Annotated in this window: 14 protein-coding genes and 1 tRNA gene; 9 read left to right on the forward strand and 6 right to left on the reverse strand. The window is 58.8% G+C overall.

Going from position 1 to position 19066, the window contains the following annotated elements; genetic code table 11:
* The first annotated feature begins 120 nt into the window (after positions 1-120).
* From HNQ50_RS03020 to HNQ50_RS03050, 7 genes are all read left to right on the forward strand, one after another.
* Positions 121-2370 carry a glycoside hydrolase family 28 protein gene (locus HNQ50_RS03020; RefSeq protein ID WP_221302964.1) on the forward strand — a complete coding sequence of 750 codons (2250 nt, stop codon included), beginning with the start codon at positions 121-123 and terminating at the stop codon, positions 2368-2370.
* A 222-nt stretch (positions 2371-2592) separates the two neighbouring features.
* On the forward strand, positions 2593-3408 hold the full coding sequence (gene tpiA / locus HNQ50_RS03025; protein ID WP_184097409.1) for a triose-phosphate isomerase: 816 nt from the start codon (positions 2593-2595) through the stop codon (positions 3406-3408).
* Between the two features lie 26 nt (positions 3409-3434).
* Positions 3435-4490 carry a class 1 fructose-bisphosphatase gene (locus HNQ50_RS03030; RefSeq protein WP_184097411.1) on the forward strand — a complete coding sequence of 352 codons (1056 nt, stop codon included), beginning with the start codon at positions 3435-3437 and terminating at the stop codon, positions 4488-4490.
* 50 nt (positions 4491-4540) lie between these two features.
* A complete protein-coding gene (fba, locus tag HNQ50_RS03035) occupies positions 4541-5590 on the forward strand; it encodes a class II fructose-bisphosphate aldolase (RefSeq protein ID WP_184097413.1) in 1050 nt (349 codons plus the stop codon).
* Positions 5590-6528, forward strand: coding sequence for a 2-dehydro-3-deoxygluconokinase (kdgK, locus tag HNQ50_RS03040; RefSeq protein WP_184097415.1), 939 nt, complete (start codon positions 5590-5592; stop codon positions 6526-6528). Before fba ends, kdgK begins: the two co-directional genes overlap by 1 nt.
* Positions 6529-6599: 71 nt before the next feature.
* Positions 6600-7391, forward strand: a complete 792-nt coding sequence (locus tag HNQ50_RS03045; RefSeq protein ID WP_184097417.1) for a GntR family transcriptional regulator — start codon at positions 6600-6602, stop codon at positions 7389-7391.
* Between the two features lie 41 nt (positions 7392-7432).
* Complete coding sequence (locus tag HNQ50_RS03050) at positions 7433-9049, forward strand: methyl-accepting chemotaxis protein (RefSeq protein ID WP_184097419.1); 1617 nt, start codon at positions 7433-7435, stop codon at positions 9047-9049.
* Positions 9050-9158: 109 nt separating this feature from the next.
* On the opposite strand, the gene HNQ50_RS03055 is transcribed toward HNQ50_RS03050, so the two are convergent.
* The 4 genes from HNQ50_RS03055 to HNQ50_RS03070 form a co-directional block, all read right to left on the reverse strand.
* A complete protein-coding gene (locus tag HNQ50_RS03055; protein WP_184097421.1) occupies positions 9159-9857 on the reverse strand; it encodes a helix-turn-helix domain-containing protein in 699 nt (232 codons plus the stop codon).
* Positions 9858-10223: 366 nt separating this feature from the next.
* Positions 10224-11990, reverse strand: coding sequence for a glycoside hydrolase family 28 protein (locus HNQ50_RS03060; RefSeq protein WP_184097423.1), 1767 nt, complete (start codon positions 11988-11990; stop codon positions 10224-10226).
* 81 nt (positions 11991-12071) lie between these two features.
* Positions 12072-12974 carry a hypothetical protein gene (locus tag HNQ50_RS03065; RefSeq protein WP_184097425.1) on the reverse strand — a complete coding sequence of 301 codons (903 nt, stop codon included), beginning with the start codon at positions 12972-12974 and terminating at the stop codon, positions 12072-12074.
* 363 nt (positions 12975-13337) lie between these two features.
* Positions 13338-15041 (reverse strand): chitinase, encoded by a 1704-nt coding sequence (locus HNQ50_RS03070; RefSeq protein WP_221302965.1) that lies wholly within the window; start codon positions 15039-15041, stop codon positions 13338-13340.
* On the opposite strand from HNQ50_RS03070, the gene HNQ50_RS03075 reads away from it, so the two are divergent.
* Positions 15012-15701, forward strand: coding sequence for a hypothetical protein (locus tag HNQ50_RS03075; RefSeq protein ID WP_184097429.1), 690 nt, complete (start codon positions 15012-15014; stop codon positions 15699-15701). The two genes, HNQ50_RS03070 and HNQ50_RS03075, sit on opposite strands and share 30 nt — an antisense overlap.
* 89 nt (positions 15702-15790) lie before the next feature.
* Here the strand turns inward: HNQ50_RS03075 and HNQ50_RS03080 are convergent.
* Both HNQ50_RS03080 and HNQ50_RS03085 read right to left on the reverse strand, forming a co-directional pair.
* A tRNA-Thr gene (locus tag HNQ50_RS03080) sits at positions 15791-15866 on the reverse strand.
* Positions 15867-16042: 176 nt separating this feature from the next.
* Positions 16043-17845 (reverse strand): aminopeptidase P family protein, encoded by a 1803-nt coding sequence (locus HNQ50_RS03085; RefSeq protein ID WP_184097431.1) that lies wholly within the window; start codon positions 17843-17845, stop codon positions 16043-16045.
* Between the two features lie 253 nt (positions 17846-18098).
* Between HNQ50_RS03085 and HNQ50_RS03090 the strand changes: the two genes are divergently transcribed.
* Positions 18099-18974, forward strand: a complete 876-nt coding sequence (locus HNQ50_RS03090; RefSeq protein WP_184097433.1) for a DMT family transporter — start codon at positions 18099-18101, stop codon at positions 18972-18974.
* Positions 18975-19066: the final 92 nt, after the last annotated feature.

The raw sequence follows: 19066 nt of genomic DNA on the forward strand, positions 1-19066 counted from the left end.
TACGGATTTTCCGTACCGCAGGGAGCGGCTTGCCGTTCGCTGGCCAATGGCTGGCCAAAACAATGATGAACAAATGGGGACCTGTGTGTTGCAGGTGCCCGAGTTCCGGAGAAGTCAACCATGAAAATAAATGCATCCAGAGCACTTATGCAGCACTGGAAAGGGGCGGCGGTCCTGACTTGCGTGATGGCCGCAGCCATCACCATGACGGCCTGCGGTGGCAGCGGCGGTGATAACGCCAATGCCAACAGCTATTCGTCTGACAAGCCGTTCCAGGTGGGGACCGTCAGCTATGACGCCAACCTGCCGGCGGAACCCAGCCTGCCGACCGATGCCCAGGTTTGCGCCACGCTGTATGCGCAGCCCAACACGATTGGCACGAACAAGGTGCCCGTCGTCAGCCGCCCGGATGGCTCGCTGCCGCCAGAGGCTGATCCGTCAACCTCCGGTGCGGGCGTGGCAACGACCACCAGCAACCCGGACCAGGCCCGTATCCAGGCGGCACTGAACGCTTGCGGCGCATCGGTTGATGCGGAAGTCGGTGCCAAGATTCAGGCTGCTGACGCGGCGGCTACCGCTGCGCAAACACTGGCCGGTGTGACCGTAGTGACCGCCAACAAAGGCGCTCAACCGGTGAACATCGCCGGCGTTTCGGGTGAAGAACTGGCCAAGCCGCAGTACAAGGCATCCAAGTTTGCGGTGCGCCTTGTGGTCAGCCAGGGTACAGATGGCTCCAACGGCTTTATCAGCGGCCCGCTGACGTTGCCGTCGGGGGTGACGTTGTGGATTGATAAGGGCGTGACGTTGTACGCCTCACGCGATGTCATGACGTATCTGCCCACCTCGACCACATACTGTGCCAATACCGCAGTGAGTGCCACCAAGGCCGGTAGCTCCAGCAATTGTCTGGCGCTGATCAACGGTACCAATATGGTGAACTCGGCCGTGATGGGCGATGGGCGTATCGATAGCCGTGCTTATTCGGAAATCGTGACGTCCAACAAACTCTATCCGCTGATGAAAGTGGACATGAGCTGCTCCAACACCTATGCGGCCTATGCAACCGGTACACAAGCGGCCAACGGCACGTCTTGCGACAACGGCGGCACGATCGTGGATACCAAGTCTTCCGCCCGCAACATGACCTGGTGGGATCTGGCTTATCTGGGCAACATGGTGCAGAACGGCACGACCGGTACCGGCTCGCAGTCCAACTTCCGCATGATGGTGTTCAACTACGCCAAGAACCTGACGCTGTATCGCATTACCCTGAACAACAGCGCCAACTTCCACGTGGTTCCGAGTGGTGTTGATGGTCTGACCATCTGGGGCGTGAAGGTACAAACCCCGACTCTGGCCGCGTTTGCCAACCCGGCAGGTAACGGTAATCCGCTGTATACCGGCGCCACCTTCACTGAAGATAACGTCAAGAACACCGACGCCTTTGACCCGGGTTCTGCCAGCAAGGCTACGCAAGTTGCACTGGCTACGGGCGGCACCAATAGCGTAACGACGGGCTCGGGTGCTTCTGCAGTCACCTCGACCACCACATCCTCCAGCACCGGCAAGATCTCTTTTGACGGCTATCTGAAGAACTTCGTGTTTGCGTACAACTATGTCAGCACGGGTGACGATGATATTGCGCTGAAGGGCAGCAACAACCCGACTCCGGGCGGTAACGGTTCTGGTCTGTTCGCCATCGATGGTAACCGTGACGTTCGCTCTGACCGCAAGTGGGGCATCATCATCGCCCACAACCATATCTACTGGGGTCATGGCATCTCGGTCGGTAGCGAAACCAACTCTGGCGTGACCAATGTGCAGGTGTATGACAATGCCTTCGAGAACTCGGAAGAAGGTCTGCGCATCAAGTCCGACTACGCTCGCGGCGGTGAGGTCAGCAACATTACCTACACCAACATTTGTATCAAGAACGCCCAGAATGCCCTGCTGTTTACCCCGTACTACAGCACCAAGGCATTGCCGACGGCTGGCCCGCTGTACCCGAACTTCCACGACATCACGCTGAACAACGTGCGTATCCTGGGCACCTCCAACGCCAAGCTGCAAGGTTTCGCAGCCAATACCGGCGGCTTTGGTAACCCGGCTTACCCGCTGACTATGACGCTGAACAACGTGGTGGCTGATAGCGGTACCGCAATCACCATGAGCGCGATGTCTGATGCCAACCTGACCATCAAGGGCGTCAACCTGCCGATCTTTGCTGACCCGTCCAACAACGTGGTGGTGAATGGTCAGGTTACGCAGGCTGTTGATCCCACCAAGGTGGTGGATTGCAGCAACGCCTTTGTTGATTTCCCGGCCATTGGTCAATCCAACCTGTTTGGTTCCACCTGGGCTTCGCAGTAATCCAGTGCAACCGGCATGCCGTCCAATCCTGACGGCATGTCCTTCAACCTCCCGGCCTGGCCGGGAGGTTTTTTCCAGTATTTCAGTATTCACAGCTTGTTGACCCGATCCGTACTCAGGCAGGACTGCAGCCGGATCCGGTCAGCGATGCTGGTAGCAATGCCAATCGCATAGCCATTTGCAGCGTTTTTGACAGCCCCTACAGGACAGGAAATGGCTGAGATGAAAAAAGGACCGCTGTCGGCTTTCACAAGAAGCCCGAACAAAGCGGCCAATGTGCTGCCGATCCCGCCCGCCCGCCAGCGGTTGGTGATTGGTAACTGGAAGATGCATGGCGATCTGGATTTATGTCTGGAAACCGTCAGCGTGCTGGCGGACGTGGTGACACCTCAGGTTGGACTGGTGTTGTGCCCACCCGCGCCTTATCTCGGTGAGATTCGGCGTCTGGCGCAGGGCACCAGGCTGGATATGAGTGCGCAAAACGTGGCTGAACTCTCTGGCGGTGAGCGGACCGGTGAATGGTCTGCCCGCATGCTGGCAGAAGTTGGCTGCCGGTATGCCATCGTCGGGCATTCAGAACGCCGCCGGCACCATCTGGAGTGCGACCAGCTCACCGCCGCCAAGGCACAAGCGTGCCTGAATGCCGGGATCACGCCCGTAGTGTGCATTGGTGAAAGCCAACTGGAGCGCGACAACTTGTTGACCGAGCACATTCTGGGTCGGCAGTTACGCCATCTGGTGCAGATACCGGGCTGGCGGGAGGTGGTGGTGGCGTATGAGCCTGTATGGGCCATCGGCACCGGTCACGCCGCGACGCCGGATGAAGCACAGGCTGCGCACGCTTTTATCCGCGCGTGCCTTGCCCAGACCGACCCGGTCGCCGCGGCGCAGATCAGCGTGCTCTATGGCGGCAGCGTCAACGAGCATAACGCAGCGGCCCTGTTTGCCATGCCAGATGTGGACGGTGCCCTGGTCGGTCGCGCTTCGCTTTCGCCACAAGCGCTTTCCAGAATTTACACGGCAGCGTTGCGCTCTTGAGCGTGGCACGGCCAGAAAGGTGATTCATGAGTATCAATCTTTCCACTTTCATTGCCACAGAATGCGCGTCTGACGACCGCCATCCGGTTGCGTTGTACCAGTTGATCCACCAGGTCGCCATGTGTTGCCGCGACATTGCCGCTGCAGTAGATCGCAGTGCGCTGGTGGGCACGACGGGGAGCGCGGGTGTCGACAACGTGCAGGGAGAAGAACAGAAGAAGCTGGACATCATCGCCAACGATTTGATGATGGAGGGCACCCAGACGCACACTGCGCTGGCGGCCGTGGCGTCTGAAGAAATGGCCCGCATCAGCCGCACCAGCCAGGAGCGCACCGCAGGCCAGTACCTGCTGCTGTTTGATCCGCTGGATGGCTCATCCAATGTCGACATCAATGCGCCGGTCGGGACGATCTTTTCCATCCTGAAATGCCCCAGCGCCCGCGCGCCAGCCACCGAGGCTGACTTTTTGCAGCCGGGTTCCGAACAGGTTTGCGCCGGCTATGCCATTTATGGCCCAGCCACCATGCTGGTACTCACCACGGGGGATGGCACGCACGGCTTTACGCTGGAGCGCGATAGCGGCGAGTTTGTGCTCACACATCCACGCATGTCCATTCCGGCGCGCACCCGCGAATTTGCCATTAACACGGCCAACACCCGCCATTGGGAAAGCCCGGTCAAACGCTACGTGCAAGAGTGCATGGCCGGTACCAACGGTCCGCGCCAGCAAGATTTCAACATGCGCTGGGTCGCCGCGATGGTGGCAGATGTACACCGCATTTTGCTGCGCGGTGGTGTGTTCCTGTACCCGCAAGATGCGCGCGAAGTCAGCCGCTTTGGCAAGTTGCGGCTGCTGTATGAGGCCAACCCGATGTCCATGCTGGTGGAACAAGCTGGTGGCATGAGCAGCACCGGCCAGCAGCGCGTGCTGGAGATCCAGCCCCATGCCTTGCACCAGCGCACACCGGTGATGCTGGGTTCGCGCGAGGAAGTCGAGCGCCTGGAAAACTATCACCATCACGTCCGCCGACCGCTGCCTGACCTTGTCGATGCGCTGCGCAATTTGTGGACTGAGTACTGACCCAATGATTTCCCGCAGGCCTGAGGCGTGCGGGTAGAAGGAGTTTTGTTATGCCTTTGGTATCCATGCGCCAGTTGCTGGATCACGCCGCCGACTATCAATACGGTCTGCCGGCCTTTAACGTGAATAACCTGGAACAGATGCGCGCCATCATGCTGGCCGCCGACCGTACAGATAGTCCGGTGATCGTCCAGGCTTCAGCGGGCGCACGCGCCTACGCGGGGGCACCGTTCCTGCGCCATCTGATTCTGGCAGCGATTGAGGAGTTTCCCCACCTGCCCATCGTCATGCATCAGGATCATGGCACCAGCCCGGCGATCTGCCAGCGCGCCATCCAGTTGGGGTTCTCCTCAGTGATGATGGATGGTTCGTTGCTGGATAACGGCAAGACGCCGGCAGATTACGACTACAACGTCCACGTCACCCGGACCGTAACCGACTTTGCCCACGCTTGCGGGGTCTCGGTCGAGGGGGAGCTGGGTTGCCTGGGAAGCCTGGAAACCGGCTCGGCGGGTGAGGAAGATGGCGTCGGTGCAGAGGGCACACTGGATCACAGCCAGATGCTGACCGACCCGGAAGAAGCCGCAGCCTTTGTCGCCGCCACCGGGGTCGATGCGCTGGCCATTGCCATTGGCACCAGCCACGGGGCCTACAAATTCAGCAAGCCACCTACTGGCGACACGCTGGCGATTGATCGCATCCGCCAGATTCACACACGTTTGCCCAATACCCATCTGGTCATGCATGGCAGTTCTTCCGTCCCGCAAGACTGGCTGAAAACCATCAATGATCACGGTGGCGACATCGCTGAAACCTGGGGCGTACCTGTGCCGGAGATTGTCGAAGGCATCCGCCACGGTGTACGCAAGATCAATATCGATACCGATCTGCGTCTGGCTGCCACGGGCGCGATTCGCCGTGCGTTTGCCACGCATCGGGATGAATTCGACCCGCGCAAATATCTGGGGAAGGCCACAGAAGCCATGCGTGATATCTGCATTGCCCGCTACGAGGCCTTCGGCGCTGCCGGTATGGCCAGCCGGATCAAACCGGTAAGCCTGGATGCCATGGCTGCCCGTTACGCCAAAGGAAACATCTGATGGATGCCGCCCGCTCTGAAGCCCACAAGACCATTGCCATCATTGGCGAATGCATGGTTGAACTACAACGCCAACCGGGCGGGCTGGCGTACCGCTTTGGTGGCGATACGCTGAACACGGCGGTCTATATGGCACGCCAGCTCAAGGGGCGGCCGTTTGCGGTGGCGTATTTGTCCGCGCTGGGCACGGATAGCTTGTCCGATGAAATGGTGGCGGCCTGGCAAGCCGAGGGCATCCACACGCAGCTGGTACAACGCCTTGCCGACAAGCTGCCGGGTATCTACCTGATCGAAACCGATGATACGGGCGAGCGCACCTTTCATTACTGGCGCAAAGACGCAGCGGCACGTTACTGGCTGCATGGACCGCAGACACCACAGGTGCTGGCCGCGTTGCAGGAAGCGGACGTGGTGTACCTCTCCGGCATCTCTCTCGCCATCCTGACGCCCGCAGACCGCGACACGCTGTTTGACGTGTTGTCTCAGTGCAAGGCGCGGGGCGGCATGATCGTGTTCGACAACAACTACCGCGCCCGTCTGTGGGAGAGCCCGGCGGTGGCCGCTGCGAGCTATCGCCGTATGTTGTCGCTCTCTAGTCTGGCACTGCTCACGCTGGACGATGAAGTCGCGTTATACGGCGAGGCTGATGTGGAAACCACCATTGCCCGGACCCGCGCGCTGGGTGTGGCTGAAATTGTGATCAAGCGGGGCGGGGCGGCCAGCGTGGTTGCTACAGACGCATTGAGACTGGAAGTCGCGCCGGTACCGGTGACCCCGGTGGTAGACACCACCGCAGCAGGGGATTCGTTTGCCGCAGGTTATCTGGCGGCACGTTTGCAAGGCTTGGCGCCAGGCCCAGCCATGCAGGCAGCCCACAAGCTGGCTGGCGCGGTGATCCAGCATCCCGGCGCCATTATTCCCCTCAGCGCCATGCCCTGAGTCAGGTACAGCAGAATCGCCCAATCCATATAACCCGATACAACCCCACAAAAAGATAACGGGAAACCACGATGCACGAAGCGCAACCCGGGACCACCCTGCGTATTGAAGATGCTTTTGCGGTTAGTGAAGCGTTGCTGGATGCCGCCAGCGCAGCACCGGACAGTTCACGTCCGAGTGCTGCCATGCGGGTTTACCAGACGCTGCGGCAACAGATTGTGGACATGGTGATGCTGCCGGGCGCCCGGATTAACGAGAAAGAAATTGCGGTCCTCCACGGAACCAGCCGCACCCCGGTCCATGAAGCGGTACGCCGTCTGGTGGAAGAGGGGTTGGTTGAAGTCACGCAGCGGGTCGGCACTTATGTTTCGCGCATTCCACTGGACCGGCTGGGTGAAGCCATGCTGGTACGCACGGCGCTGGAAGTGGCCATCGTCCAGCGTGCGGCTTTGCGTATCAAGCCAGAAGACATCGCCCGCTTGCGCCACGCGCTGACCGGGCAACTGGCTTGTGTAGCGGCTGCGGATATTGTCAGGTTCCACCGGATGGATGAAGAGTTTCATGAAGCGCTGGCCGAGATTGCCGGGTTTCCCGGGGTGTGGCGCATGATCCAGCAGGCCAAAACGCAGATAGACCGTTATCGCCGGCTCACCCTGCCCATGCCTGGGCGGATGGATGTCGTGGTGGCAGAGCATGACCATGTGGTGGCGATGCTGGAAGCGGGCGAAGCCGAACAAGCCGCCTGTGCCATGCGTGAACACCTGGATCAGGTCTTGCCGGTCCTGGAGATCGCCCGGATGCACCGCCCGGAATACTTTATTGCGCACCTGCCGGATCAGCGGCAGCCCGGTCCCTACTGGTAACCCGGGATGCCCGAAATTTCTTACTCATGGAGCTTGTCATCATGAAATTATCTACCCGGCTGGGCCTGATCGTGGCCAGCGCAGTACTGGGTTTGATCATTGTTTCGGCGGTAGCGTTGCACACCTTGCACGCCAACATGCTAGCGGACCGCCGCGATGAAATTCAGGCGGTACTGAGTCTGGCCCGCCATCAGGTGGCGTATTACCAGTCGCTGGAACAAAGTGGCAAGCTTGATCACCAGGCTGCACAGGCCCAGGCCATTGCGGCTTTGTCCGGCCTGCGGGATGGCAAGAATTATCTGTGGGCAAGAACCGCCGATGCGCTTGGCCTGGTGCACCCCAATCCGGCCGTGATCGGCAAGGTGGACTGGGGCGCCAAAGTGGCCAGCGGGCGCACCAATTTTGAGGAATACCTGTTCCGCCTGCGTGATACGGACTACGCCTTCTTTGACGACATGACCAAACGCCCGGGTACCGATGTGCTGGTACCCAAAATCAATGGCGTCACCCGTATCGACGGCTGGAACTGGCTGGTGGGGTTTGGTGTATTTGTCGATGATATCGAGCGGGCCTATTGGCAACTGGCCTGGCATTTCGTACTGATTGGCGCGCTGTGCCTGATTGTGGTCACCGGTCTTGCATTTGTCATGTCACGCCATATCTACCGCCAACTGGGTGGCGAGCCAGATTATGCCGCTGAAGTGGCCCGCGCCATTGCCGGCGGCGACTTGACCCGTTCTTTGAGCCAGTTCAGCCGCAGTCGCCCGGACTCTTTACTGGGTGCCACGGCCACCATGCAGCAAAGTCTGCGCAGCATGATCGAAGGCATCCAGCAGGGGGCTCAGGCACTGGCGCAAGCGGCATCCAACTTGACCAGCCAGATTGAACAAATCCGCCATGCCTCGCGGCAATCGTCGGATGCCACCGCATCTACTGCGGCGGCCATTGAACAGATGTCGGTCAGCATCGACCAGATTTCTCACAGCGCCCGCGAAACGGAAAAGAACTCCAGCCGCACCACCTTGCTGGCCGGAGAAGGCGAAACACTGGTGGGCAAGGTCTCGTCCGAGATCAACGGGTTGCTAAGTGAAGTGAATGCCGCATCCGACCTGATTGCCGGCCTGGTGGAGCGGTCCCGCGAGATCGGCGGCGTATCGGGCGAAATCAAGGAAATTGCCGATCAGACCAACTTGCTGGCACTGAACGCCGCTATTGAAGCCGCCCGCGCTGGCGAACACGGCCGGGGTTTTGCTGTGGTGGCAGATGAAGTGCGCAAGTTGGCGGAACGGACCTCGCAGGCCACCGGCCGCATTGGTCAGATGGTGGATGCGATCCGCAGCGATACGGATCAAGTGGTCACCAGCATGCACGCGGTCACGCCGCGCGTATCGGGCAGTGTCGAGATGGCGGGCGAGGCGGCACGTTCGCTCCAGGTAATCAGTCAGGATGCCAACGCCAACCTGGAGCGCGTGCGCGATGTTGCCAATGCGGCTTCGGAACAAAGCGTTGCCAGCAATAGCGTAGCAGTCAACGTGGAGCGAATTGCGCAAATGGTGGAAGGCTCTGCCGCATCGGTACAAATTGCCACGCAAAATGTGCAGGAATTGCAACAACTGGCAAGCGGCCTGCGGCAATCGGTTTCACGCTTTCAATTGTAATTGTTGAACCCGTGTTTTAAATACAATCTGGTTTTTATTTGTACATAGCAACAAAAATGGCGAATTGCATTTATGCATTCGCCATTTTATTTAATCGCAATCAATGCGGCTAATCAATGCCAGCCACGTTGCCATTTTGTTCGAGAATATCTTGCAGTGCTTTGGTATCCGTCAGGTTGACCAGTTTGCCCTGAATTTGCAATAAACCGTGATTTTGCAAACGGGATAAAATCCGGCTCACCGTTTCAATCGACAAACCCAGATAACTGGCCATTTCATTGCGTGTCATTCTCAGCAAAAAACTGCGGGCAGAATAACCCCGCAAGGCAAACGCATCAGAGAGATCCAGCAACAAACCGACAACGCGTTGCACCGCGACGGTGTCACGCAAACGTTGCGTGGTGTGGTGCAAACGGCTGATTTCCTGGCCCAGGATACGCTGCAACTGGTGACGGGTATCGTTGTTTTTCTGGGCCTGGCCGACCAGAGAGGTGCAGGCCATCTCGCAGGCTTCACCGTCTTCCAGCGCAACGGCGTCGTCGCCATGTTGCCCCAGTGCGAGGACATCGGCCCCCACCAGCGCACCGGGCATGTAAAAGCCGGTGACTTGTTCGCGCAAGTGCGAATTAAGAATGCGGGTTTTGAAGAATCCAAGCCGCACCGCATAAACCGATCCGGTTTGCCCTTGGGAATAAAGCCGGTCGCCACGGCGGATGGAGATGGTCCGCACATTGACTGTTGGTGGGGCGTTGTCGGTTAATTCATGACGTTGTTGTGTGACATTGGCCAGAAGGCAAATATCACGCACATTGCAATTATTGCATTGCCGCTGAGGCAATGTCCGCTTCACGGGTATGCTGATCGCAGTAACCATATGACTATCCTGCCTGTGTCGTTCTGGTATTGCACATGGCGCAAACGGAGTTTCCGGAAAGCATGCGCCGGCTTCAGAAAACAGTGCCAGGAGAAGGCCTGTCCGGTGACGAATCCCGGATACTGTTTTCATTCTGATATATCAGAATTATGACGGTATAAAACATTGATTGGCAAGTGATTTGTAGCGAGTGGCCGGAATACTACAGCGACGTTCCACTGAGACTGAAAGCGCGGTGCGGATAGACAAAAAAAGAGCCACAGACGTGGCTCTTTGCGTGTGCGTTGGGTACCGCGTGAATCAGATTGGCGATTTGCCAGACGGGAAGCTGACAAACGCCGCGCTGCAGTCATAGGCAGCTGCGCTGGCGCTGCGGTTGTCAGTAACCGTGAACGCATTGTTGCCCGACGCGCTGGTCAACAAGCTGGCAAACGAGACGGGGCCGGCCCCCATACTGATGGTCCCGTAAGAGGGGATAGCATAGGCCATGCCGGTACTAACCCACGACGGTGTGCTGTCAAACACCACGTTATCTAGCGTGATGTTATACGCCGGCAATGTTTGTCCCTGGGACTGATAACCGCGTACGCCAATCGCTGCGCTGGCTCCGTTGTACACTGAGCCGGTGGTATTGAGGTAACGGACATTGCGGATCGTAATGTCGTGCACGTTAGGGTACAGCTGGTTGCTGGAGCCCGATGCATTACCGTAGTAGGTATCGATCAACAGCGGCTGTTGCACGCGGCGCACACATAACCCGTCCACGGTGACATTTTTGACTTCACCACCGCGGCTATCGTCGGTCTTGATACGGAAGCCGCTGGTGGCGCCTGCATCGTAACCATCAACCACCATATCGCTGATCGTCACGTTATTGACGCCGGAGTCCGTCTCGCTGCCAATCGACATGCCATGAGTGTAATAGAAGCGGTTGTGCAGAATCTGGATGCCGCTGGCTGGCCCGGTGGTATGCGCCTTGATGGCAATGCCATCGTCACCGGTGCTGATATGGTTAAACGCGATCAGCACATTTTGCGTCTGCCCCGGGTCGATGCCGTCGGTGTTCTTGACGGTGTCAGGTGTGAAGCAGGTACTGGCGCGGGTGATATTGGCGGAGCCCGAAACCGTCGGTGTTGTACCGCTGGCACATTGATACCCGGCCACACTGTAAGCCAGTGTGGGGGACTGGAGCTTGTTACCCCAGGCAGTAAACCCGTTTACGCCGCTGGCGACCACGTGAAACTTGGGCGCGTTCTGCAAACTGACCTGATACAGGCTGAAGTTGCTGCCGCCCGTGACCTGCAGCAGGCGCGGGCTATTCTGATTGGCGCTGGACATGGTTTTGGTCAGCGCGCCGACATCCCACCAGGTCAGCGTATTGGCATAGATGCCCGAGGTCAGCACCGCGCCACCGCGACCATCAATCGTGCCCTGGCCGTACAGACCGTTATTGCCCGCCACCGCGTTGATCAAGGCTTGGCAACCGTTGTCACTACTGGCAGTCTGGCCGCAGGTGTTCTTGCCGGATATCTGATAGTCCGAGGGTTTGCGCGAGGCAAACAGCGTCACGCCGTTATCTACCCACAGCGATACGCCAGCTGGCAAGGTGAGTGGGCCGGAGAGGAAGGCATTCTGTCCCGCACTGCCCGCAACCAGTTTGACGGCCTGACCTGACGGACACGCGGTGATGGCCGCCTGGATGCGGCTGGCATCTGGCTGGGAATTGGTGCCACCCGCGTCGACGCTATCGTCCAGCAAGTTTTTGGCATTTGTCGTGAGCGTGGCGGGGATCGATGCACAGAGAGTCGTGGGGTAAGCGGGCTTTTTGCCTTGAACCGCAGCATCGTTCTGGGCGCTGGTGGGCCAGAGCGTGGTGTTGTCCGCCACGCTGGGCGTTGGCGTTGGCGTCGGCACGGATGTGGGCGTGGGCGCTGCGGTTGGGCTTGTGCTGGCTGGCGCGCTGATGGCCGCATCGCTGCCCCCGCCGCCGCCGCCGCACGCGGCCAGCGCTAGCGTGATAAGCATCGCGCAGGTTTTTAACATGTATTTGTTGCGGATTTCAGGCATGACAATTCCTCTTGGGCCTGCCCGGTAAGCGGCAGGCCCGAGTTACAGTCGGCGCATGGGGCGCCGGCAATTGCATCAACATCAGGGCTTGATCATCAACCCCTGGATCACCATGGTGCCGCTGGCGTTGGTGTTCTGCAGGCGCAACACAACCGGTCGGGTAATGGCGGTAGTGATCAGGTTGAGTTCGTCGCAAACACTGTTCGTGCAAGCAGAAGAGCGAGTTTGTGAGGTGATGTTGGTCCAGTTGGTCATGTCGTAGCTGTAGTCGAGCGAATACCCGTTGGAACCGGCCCGGAAATACTCAAAGCTGAATTGTGACAAGCTGGGCAGGTTGAAATACACGGAGGCATTGCCAGTAACGGCTTTAGCCAATTGCAGGTTGCCTACTGCGCTGGCACCGGACGCGAGGTCAGATGTGTACTTGACTGTCGAACTTGAGCCATTCTGCGAGACACAAATGAATTGTTGTGAACTCGTGGCTGCAACCGGGGCTCCGCTTGGAACCCCGCCAGTGAAGCTCTCTACCGTTGCCGCATCACCTGTGCTGGCAAGTCCGACCAGGTAATTACTGCTGTTCGGGCCGGCAACGCTGGTCGCACCCAGGAAATTGAGCGGCGTCACCAGAACGCCGCTGCTGCCACCAAACACACTGTTGAGCGTGGCAGTATCAATCGTGTCGCCACAAGCACCGGTCACCGGGCCGGAAGGTGTCGGCGTGGGCGTCGGTGTTGGAGTACCGGTTGGTGTCGGCGTTGGCGTTGCTGTGGGTGTTGGGGTCGGCGTTGAGGTAGGCGTCGCGGTCGGCGTGGGGGTCGCCGTGGGTGTAGGCGTCGGGGTAACGGTGCCAGCCTTGGGGGAAGCAACGTCGTTTGATGCGCCGCTTGGATTGGGCTCGCTGCCGTCACCGCAAGCCGCCAGCAGACTGGCCAGGGTGGTTGCAATCAGTACTTTACGGAAGGGAATAGCTCGGGTCGTAGTCATGGGGGCTCCTCATTTTTTATTCTGGTGCCTACCCGAACAACGCATAACGGCGCTGCTGCGGGCGCATAACCTTTCTGATATATCAGTCGGTTACGAGGCATCGTATGGAGAAGCGGATGCAAGTGCTACGGTAAATCAGCGTGTGCATGACAAATATCAACGCCTGTGTGTAACTTGCCAAAAATGACTACAAACCCCCAAGTTTGATCAAGTCATCTTTTGCCCGAACTGGTTGTCTGGGGCATCGATACTGGCGTTGCGCGACGTTCGCCGCGAGCAATAACAAGACATAAAAAAGCCGCACCCCATGAATCATGCGGGATGCGGCTTTAGCGCGTTAGCACTGCGCGGGGTAGCAGGCTTTTATTGTCCGTAACTGTTCAGATAAGCCCGGTACGGTTGCGAGAACGATGAGCCGCTGTAAACATCCCAGTTGATCGACCACGTCATCAAACCACGCAGGGTGGGGCTAACCTGATGTGGCTTGTAGCTGCCGCAGTTGGTGCCCTTCATCAAGCAATCCAGCGACGATTCGACATCGGCCGTGGCTACGAACCCGTTGCCGGCATTGGCCGTAGCGGGGATACCCACGGCAATCTGGTCCGGTCGCAAGCCTGGCCACACCTTGCCGCCGTTATTGGCCACTGCAAAGCCGGCAATCTCCATATCCGTCATGGCAGTCAGGAAATCAGCACCACCCATGGTGTGGTACTGACCGTCCAGACCGGTGATCGGGCCAGAGTTGTAGTCTTGCACCATCAGCAACGTGAGCTGGTTGCGCATGGCGTAAATCACCGGCAGGAATGCACCAGAACGCGCGTCGGCTGAACCGCTTGGGCCTGGGCCGTAGAAGCTGTAGCCCAATTGGACAAAGAAGGTTTCCGGCGCCATGGTCAGCACAAAGTTGCTACCGTAATGGCTGGTGATTTGCGTCAGCGCACTGATCAGGTTGACGATCTTGGCCGTTTTGGGGGCGGTGAAATCGGTATCGCCAGCGTCTAGCGACAGCGACTGGTTTTCAAAGTCGATATCGACGCCATCCAGACCCCATGTATCGATGATCTTTTCCACCGAGGTCACGAAGTTGGTCACTGCCGCAGCGCTGTTCAACTGCACCAGGCCGTTGGCACCGCCAACCGAGATAATGACCTTCTTGCCCAGCGCCTGTTTGGCCTTGATGGCCGCCTTGAAATCGGCGTCGCTTTCTACATTCGGGCACTCGCTGGGCTGACAGCGGGTAAAGGTGATATTGCCGTTGGTATCCGAATCCGCAAAGGCCAATGCGATCACGTCCCAATCGTTAGAGACGTTGGCCATGGTGATATAGCCAGAACCATTGGCAAAGCTGGAGTGCAGATAACCCACCAGTATGTGCTTGGGCAGACTGCCGGATGGCGTCGGCGTCGGTGTTGGAGTGGGGGTTGGTGTTGGCGTTGGTGTTGGCGTTGGTGTTGGCGTTGGAGTGGGTGTGGGTGTGGGTGTCGGGGTTGGTGTGGGCGTTGGTGTGGGGGTTGGTGTTGGCGTAGGGGTCGCGCCACCGCTGCAGTTGCCCACAACCGTCCACGGCTGTCCTGAACCGGCTGCACCGTTGCTGGTGCTCGGGTTGTTGCCTTGCGTCCAGAAATTGGACTTGTAATTCACGCCGTTGTAACTCACCGTCGCACCGCTGTTGTACGCAGTGCTGGCACTCCACGCGGCATAACAGTTACCTGATGGCGCGGGTGTTGGCGTCGGATTGGGTGTGGGTGCTGCGGTTGGTGTCGGCGTCGGTGTGGGCACCGGGGTAGGTGTCGGCGTCGGCGTTGGTGTCGCGCCGCCGCTATCTACCCCCAGGTCCTTCCACAGACTTGGCGTTGAGGCCGGGTTCCAGCCAGCGCCTGCGTAATCGGTCTGGTTGACCAGCGCTTGGTAGTCATGGCCGTTGTAATAAACAATCGTGCCAGCGGTGTAAGTACCGCCATCTTGCCAGGCCGGGTAAGCGGCAAATGCCATGGACGCGGCCAGTAGGGCCGGTAAAGCGGCAAGCGCAAGCTTGCCTTGTCCGCGAGCGAACAAAGATTGGGTCATGCAAGTCTCCATCATCCGGTTTATCTACTTGTTTCTCGCCCGTCTTCTGACGGGTCGCGTAACCATGATAATGGGATTGTTCTATTCGTCAACGCCTTGATTGGTTTGACGATTTACAAGAAACAGTCGGTGGTTTCGGGCAGATGTGCGGCGTACAGACTCATCTTGTCAGACAAAACCGGCACCAGTACGAAAGGAACGGCTGAAATTGATGCAGGCAGCCTTGCCGTTGAGCACGGGTGGCGCAACAAGCGGGTGGATGCGGTGTCCTATCTCCATCGACCCAGACAGGAAACGGCCATGTCCATCCGCTACTTGATACTGCCGACGCTACTGGCCGTTTGCCTGGCCAGCGCCAGCGCTGCGCCCGTGTTCCAGAACGGGCAGCAACAATTGCAACAACAGCAACTGCAACAGATCCAGCAACAACAGAACCAGCAATTGCAATATCAGCAACAGGGGCAGCAGCAGTTACAGTCTCTGCAGCAAGATCAACAACGGCAGATATTGCAGCAGCAACAACAAGATCAACTTCAGCAACAGCGGTTGTTGCAACAACAGCAGCAACAGTTGCAGCAACAACAACTGCAACAGCAGCAAATCCAGCAACAACAACTTCAAATGCAGGATCAGCAGTTGAGACAGCAGCGGACGCAATGACGCCACTTCACGCCGGTATTGCGCAAGCTGGAAAAGAAAAAGGCCCATGTCGTTATCGACATGGGCCTTTCACTTTACTGCGTATTCATTGGTGCCGGCGGCAGGAATCGAACTCGCGACCCCCTGATTACAAGTCAGGTGCTCTACCAACTGAGCTACACCGGCAACACTTGAGGGTGCGAATACTAACACGGGTTTTCGGGTTCGTAAACGCAGTGCCGGAGTTTTTTGCTAAGGCTTTGAAACACCGGCCAAATCAGGTGTTGCGCTGTACCCCGGGCAGATTGCCATTGTGTTGGCTCGCCGGGCAATGTGTGGTGGCATCACCCGGCAATTCCCCCTCAGATGGCCTCGGTCCGTTCAATCAGCCATGTCAGCGCATCTCCGGATACGAGTGGTTGCAGGCGGGCGCGGACAGTCTGGTGATACTGGTTGAGCCAGTCGGCCTCGGTTTGGGTGAGCTGGCTACGTTCGATGCAACGGGTGTCAATCGGGCACAGAGTCAGCGTTTCGAATTCCAGGAAGTCGCCAAATTCGGTGGTTGGCGCGGCCTGGTTGACGACCAGGTTTTCAATGCGGATACCCCAGCGGCCCGGACGATAGACGCCTGGTTCGATCGAGGTAATCATGCCTTGCTGCATGGCGGTGTCCGGGCCGGCTTCGCGGAAGTAACCAATGCTTTGCGGGCCTTCGTGTACGTTCAGGAAGTAGCCCACGCCGTGACCGGTGCCGTGGTTGTAATCCACGCCTTCGGCCCACATCGGGGCGCGGGCGATGGCATCGATCATGGCGGCCCGGATGGCAACCGGGAAGCGTGCGCGGGAAAGGGCAATGACGCCCTTGAGGACCGTGGTGAAGTCGCGGCGGTGATCGGCGGTGATCTTGCCGACGGGGACGACGCGTGTGATATCGGTGGTGCCGCCGGTGTACTGGCCGCCGGAGTCAATCAGTAGCAGGCCATCACCCTGAATGGTTGAGTGCGCCTCTGGCGTAGCGTGATAGTGCGGCAGGGCGCCGTTCTGGTTAAAGCCGGCGATGGTGCCAAAGCTGGCAGAAACAAAGCCAGGGCGACGGGCACGGGCGGCGGTGATGCGGGTGTCGATATCCAGTTCGGTGATGTGTTCTTTGTTAAGCGCACCATCCAGCCAGCTGAAGAATTCGCACAAGGCCGCGCCATCTTGCGCCATGGCTTCGCGCACATGCGCAATTTCAGCGTCAGTCTTGCGGGACTTGAACAGTTGGGACGGGTTGAGCTTTTCAATCAGGCGCACGCTGGCTGGGATCGCGTTGATCAGGCCCAGTGTGGTGCGGGCCGGGTCGATCAGCGTGGCACAGCCGGCCGGCAGCGCGGCCAGGGCGGCCGTGGCCTGGTCATAGGCGGCAATCTCTACGCCGTCCTGGGCCAGCGTGGCTTGCAGCTCTGGCGAGACTTTGCGCTCATCAATAAACAGTGTGACTTTGTCTGCGCCAATCAGTGCATGCGCGAGGAATACCGGGTTGTAATCGACATCGGCCCCGCGCAGATTGAATATCCAGGCCAGATCGTCCAGCGTGGAGATAAAGTGCCACTGCGCGCCGGCGGCCTGCATGGCCTCCCGCACTTGCGCCAGTTTGGCGGCACGGCTTACGGCGGCGTAGGGGGCAACGTGTTCGTAAATGGCTGCTTGGGGCAGGGCCGGGCGGTCAGACCAGATTTCGCTCAACAGGTCTTTGGCGGTTTCCAGTTTGACGCCGCTGGCTTGCAAAGCGCTGGCGGTAGCGCGGGCAGAGGCAACGCTCAGTACGTCGCCATCGGCTCCGGCGCGGGCACCGTGTTTAAGGTGGGCGGCCAGCCAGTCCACGTGTGGCTGGGCCTGGCCGCTCAACAATTTCATCAGCTTGACACCGGTGCCGGCCAGTTGCGCTTCGGCTTGTTCCCAGTAACGGCCATCAACCCAGACACCGGCAAAATCATCGGTGACCACCAGTGTGCCAACCGAGCCAGTAAAGCCGGATGCCCATTTACGGCCCTGCCAGTAGTCCGGCAGATATTCAGACAGATGCGGATCGGCGGAGGGGATAATCCAGGCGTCGAACTGATTGCGGCTCATCGCGGCGCGCAGGTCGGATACGCGCTGCTGAATGGTCTGGCGGATATCGCTCATCGGGTAATTCTCCGGTGGTTCGTGGGATGACGGGGTAGTGTCGTCCCACCTGTGACATGGGGTGCTTCAATCCTGGGGGCAGTCAGACTGGCTGTAGCTGTAGCGCAACGCTGGCCGCCTTATCTATATATGCATGCAATGGCATTGCGGCTTTTGCCCGCGGCCGACGCATAATCCGGCTATTTTCCACCCTGTTGGCAGACCTGTCACCGCTGTCTTTTGCCGTGGGCCGGGTCTGCGGAGTTGATCAACCATGAATGCAGTAGAACTGGTGGTGCTGGCCGCCATTTGGGGCGCCTCTTTTCTGTTCATGCGGATGGGCTCGTCCGAGTTTGGCCCGGTGCCCTTGATTGCGCTGCGTGTGGGAATTGCCGCGCTGGTGTTGTTGCCGGTTATCTTCAGTGCTACCTCGCGCCTGCATGTACGCAGCCACTGGAAGCCCTTGCTGGTGGTCGGGCTGACCAATTCGGCGCTGCCTTTTTGTTTGTTCGCATATTCCACGCTGTATGTGAATGCCGGGCTCGATTCCATTCTTAACGCCACCACACCGTTGTGGGGCGCGCTGATTGCCTTTGTCTGGCTCAAGGTGAGCCTGACCCGTGATCAGATACTGGGCATGGTGCTGGGGCTTGCGGGGGTATTGGTGCTGGTGTGGGACCAGCTTGGCGCAGGGCAGGGTACGCAGACGTTAGCGATCCTGGCCGTCTTGCTGGCGACGCTCTCTTACGGCTTTGCCGGCCACTACTCGCGCCGCCACCTCGTTGGATTACCGGCCCCGCTTACGGCGTGGGCTAGCCAGTTTTTCTCTGTACTGGTGCTCTTGCCCGGTGCGCTGTACTGGTGGCCGCAGCATGCTGTCTCTGACAGTGCCTGGTGGGCGGTGATCGGCCTCGGTGTGGTCTGCACCGGTCTGGCTTATGTGTTGTATTTCCGTTTGATTGCCCATACGGGTGCCAGCTATGCCATGTCGGTCACTTTTTTGATTCCGGTCTTTGGTGTGGCATGGGGCGCGTTGTTCCTGCATGAACAGGTGGGTGTGCAAACCACAGCTGGATGTCTGGTCATTTTGCTGGGTACGGCGCTGGCCACCGGCAAACTGCAACTGCTGCAACGATTGCGGGCAGCGTGACGATTTTCGGTCAATAACACGGTGGTGGCGCAAGGCAAAAGGGCGGACATGTTCCGCCCTTTTTGCGTACTTGTTCCTTGATTTGAAGTTTT

Source organism: Silvimonas terrae (assembly GCF_014202765.1).
In the GTDB taxonomy this organism is placed as follows: domain Bacteria; phylum Pseudomonadota; class Gammaproteobacteria; order Burkholderiales; family Chitinibacteraceae; genus Silvimonas; species Silvimonas terrae.

What these genes read in the sequence shown, in the direction of transcription:
- HNQ50_RS03020 (WP_221302964.1), top strand. Translation starts at nt 121, where the DNA reads ATGAAAATAAATGCATCCAGAGCACTTATGCAGCACTGGAAAGGGGCG.
- tpiA (WP_184097409.1), top strand. Translation starts at nt 2,593, where the DNA reads ATGAAAAAAGGACCGCTGTCGGCTTTCACAAGAAGCCCGAACAAAGCG.
- HNQ50_RS03030 (WP_184097411.1), top strand. Translation starts at nt 3,435, where the DNA reads ATGAGTATCAATCTTTCCACTTTCATTGCCACAGAATGCGCGTCTGAC.
- fba (WP_184097413.1), top strand. Translation starts at nt 4,541, where the DNA reads ATGCCTTTGGTATCCATGCGCCAGTTGCTGGATCACGCCGCCGACTAT.
- kdgK (WP_184097415.1), top strand. Translation starts at nt 5,590, where the DNA reads ATGGATGCCGCCCGCTCTGAAGCCCACAAGACCATTGCCATCATTGGC.
- HNQ50_RS03045 (WP_184097417.1), top strand. Translation starts at nt 6,600, where the DNA reads ATGCACGAAGCGCAACCCGGGACCACCCTGCGTATTGAAGATGCTTTT.
- HNQ50_RS03050 (WP_184097419.1), top strand. Translation starts at nt 7,433, where the DNA reads ATGAAATTATCTACCCGGCTGGGCCTGATCGTGGCCAGCGCAGTACTG.
- HNQ50_RS03060 (WP_184097423.1), bottom strand. Translation starts at nt 11,990, where the DNA reads ATGCCTGAAATCCGCAACAAATACATGTTAAAAACCTGCGCGATGCTT.
- HNQ50_RS03065 (WP_184097425.1), bottom strand. Translation starts at nt 12,974, where the DNA reads ATGACTACGACCCGAGCTATTCCCTTCCGTAAAGTACTGATTGCAACC.
- HNQ50_RS03070 (WP_221302965.1), bottom strand. Translation starts at nt 15,041, where the DNA reads ATGACCCAATCTTTGTTCGCTCGCGGACAAGGCAAGCTTGCGCTTGCC.
- HNQ50_RS03085 (WP_184097431.1), bottom strand. Translation starts at nt 17,845, where the DNA reads ATGAGCGATATCCGCCAGACCATTCAGCAGCGCGTATCCGACCTGCGC.
- HNQ50_RS03090 (WP_184097433.1), top strand. Translation starts at nt 18,099, where the DNA reads ATGAATGCAGTAGAACTGGTGGTGCTGGCCGCCATTTGGGGCGCCTCT.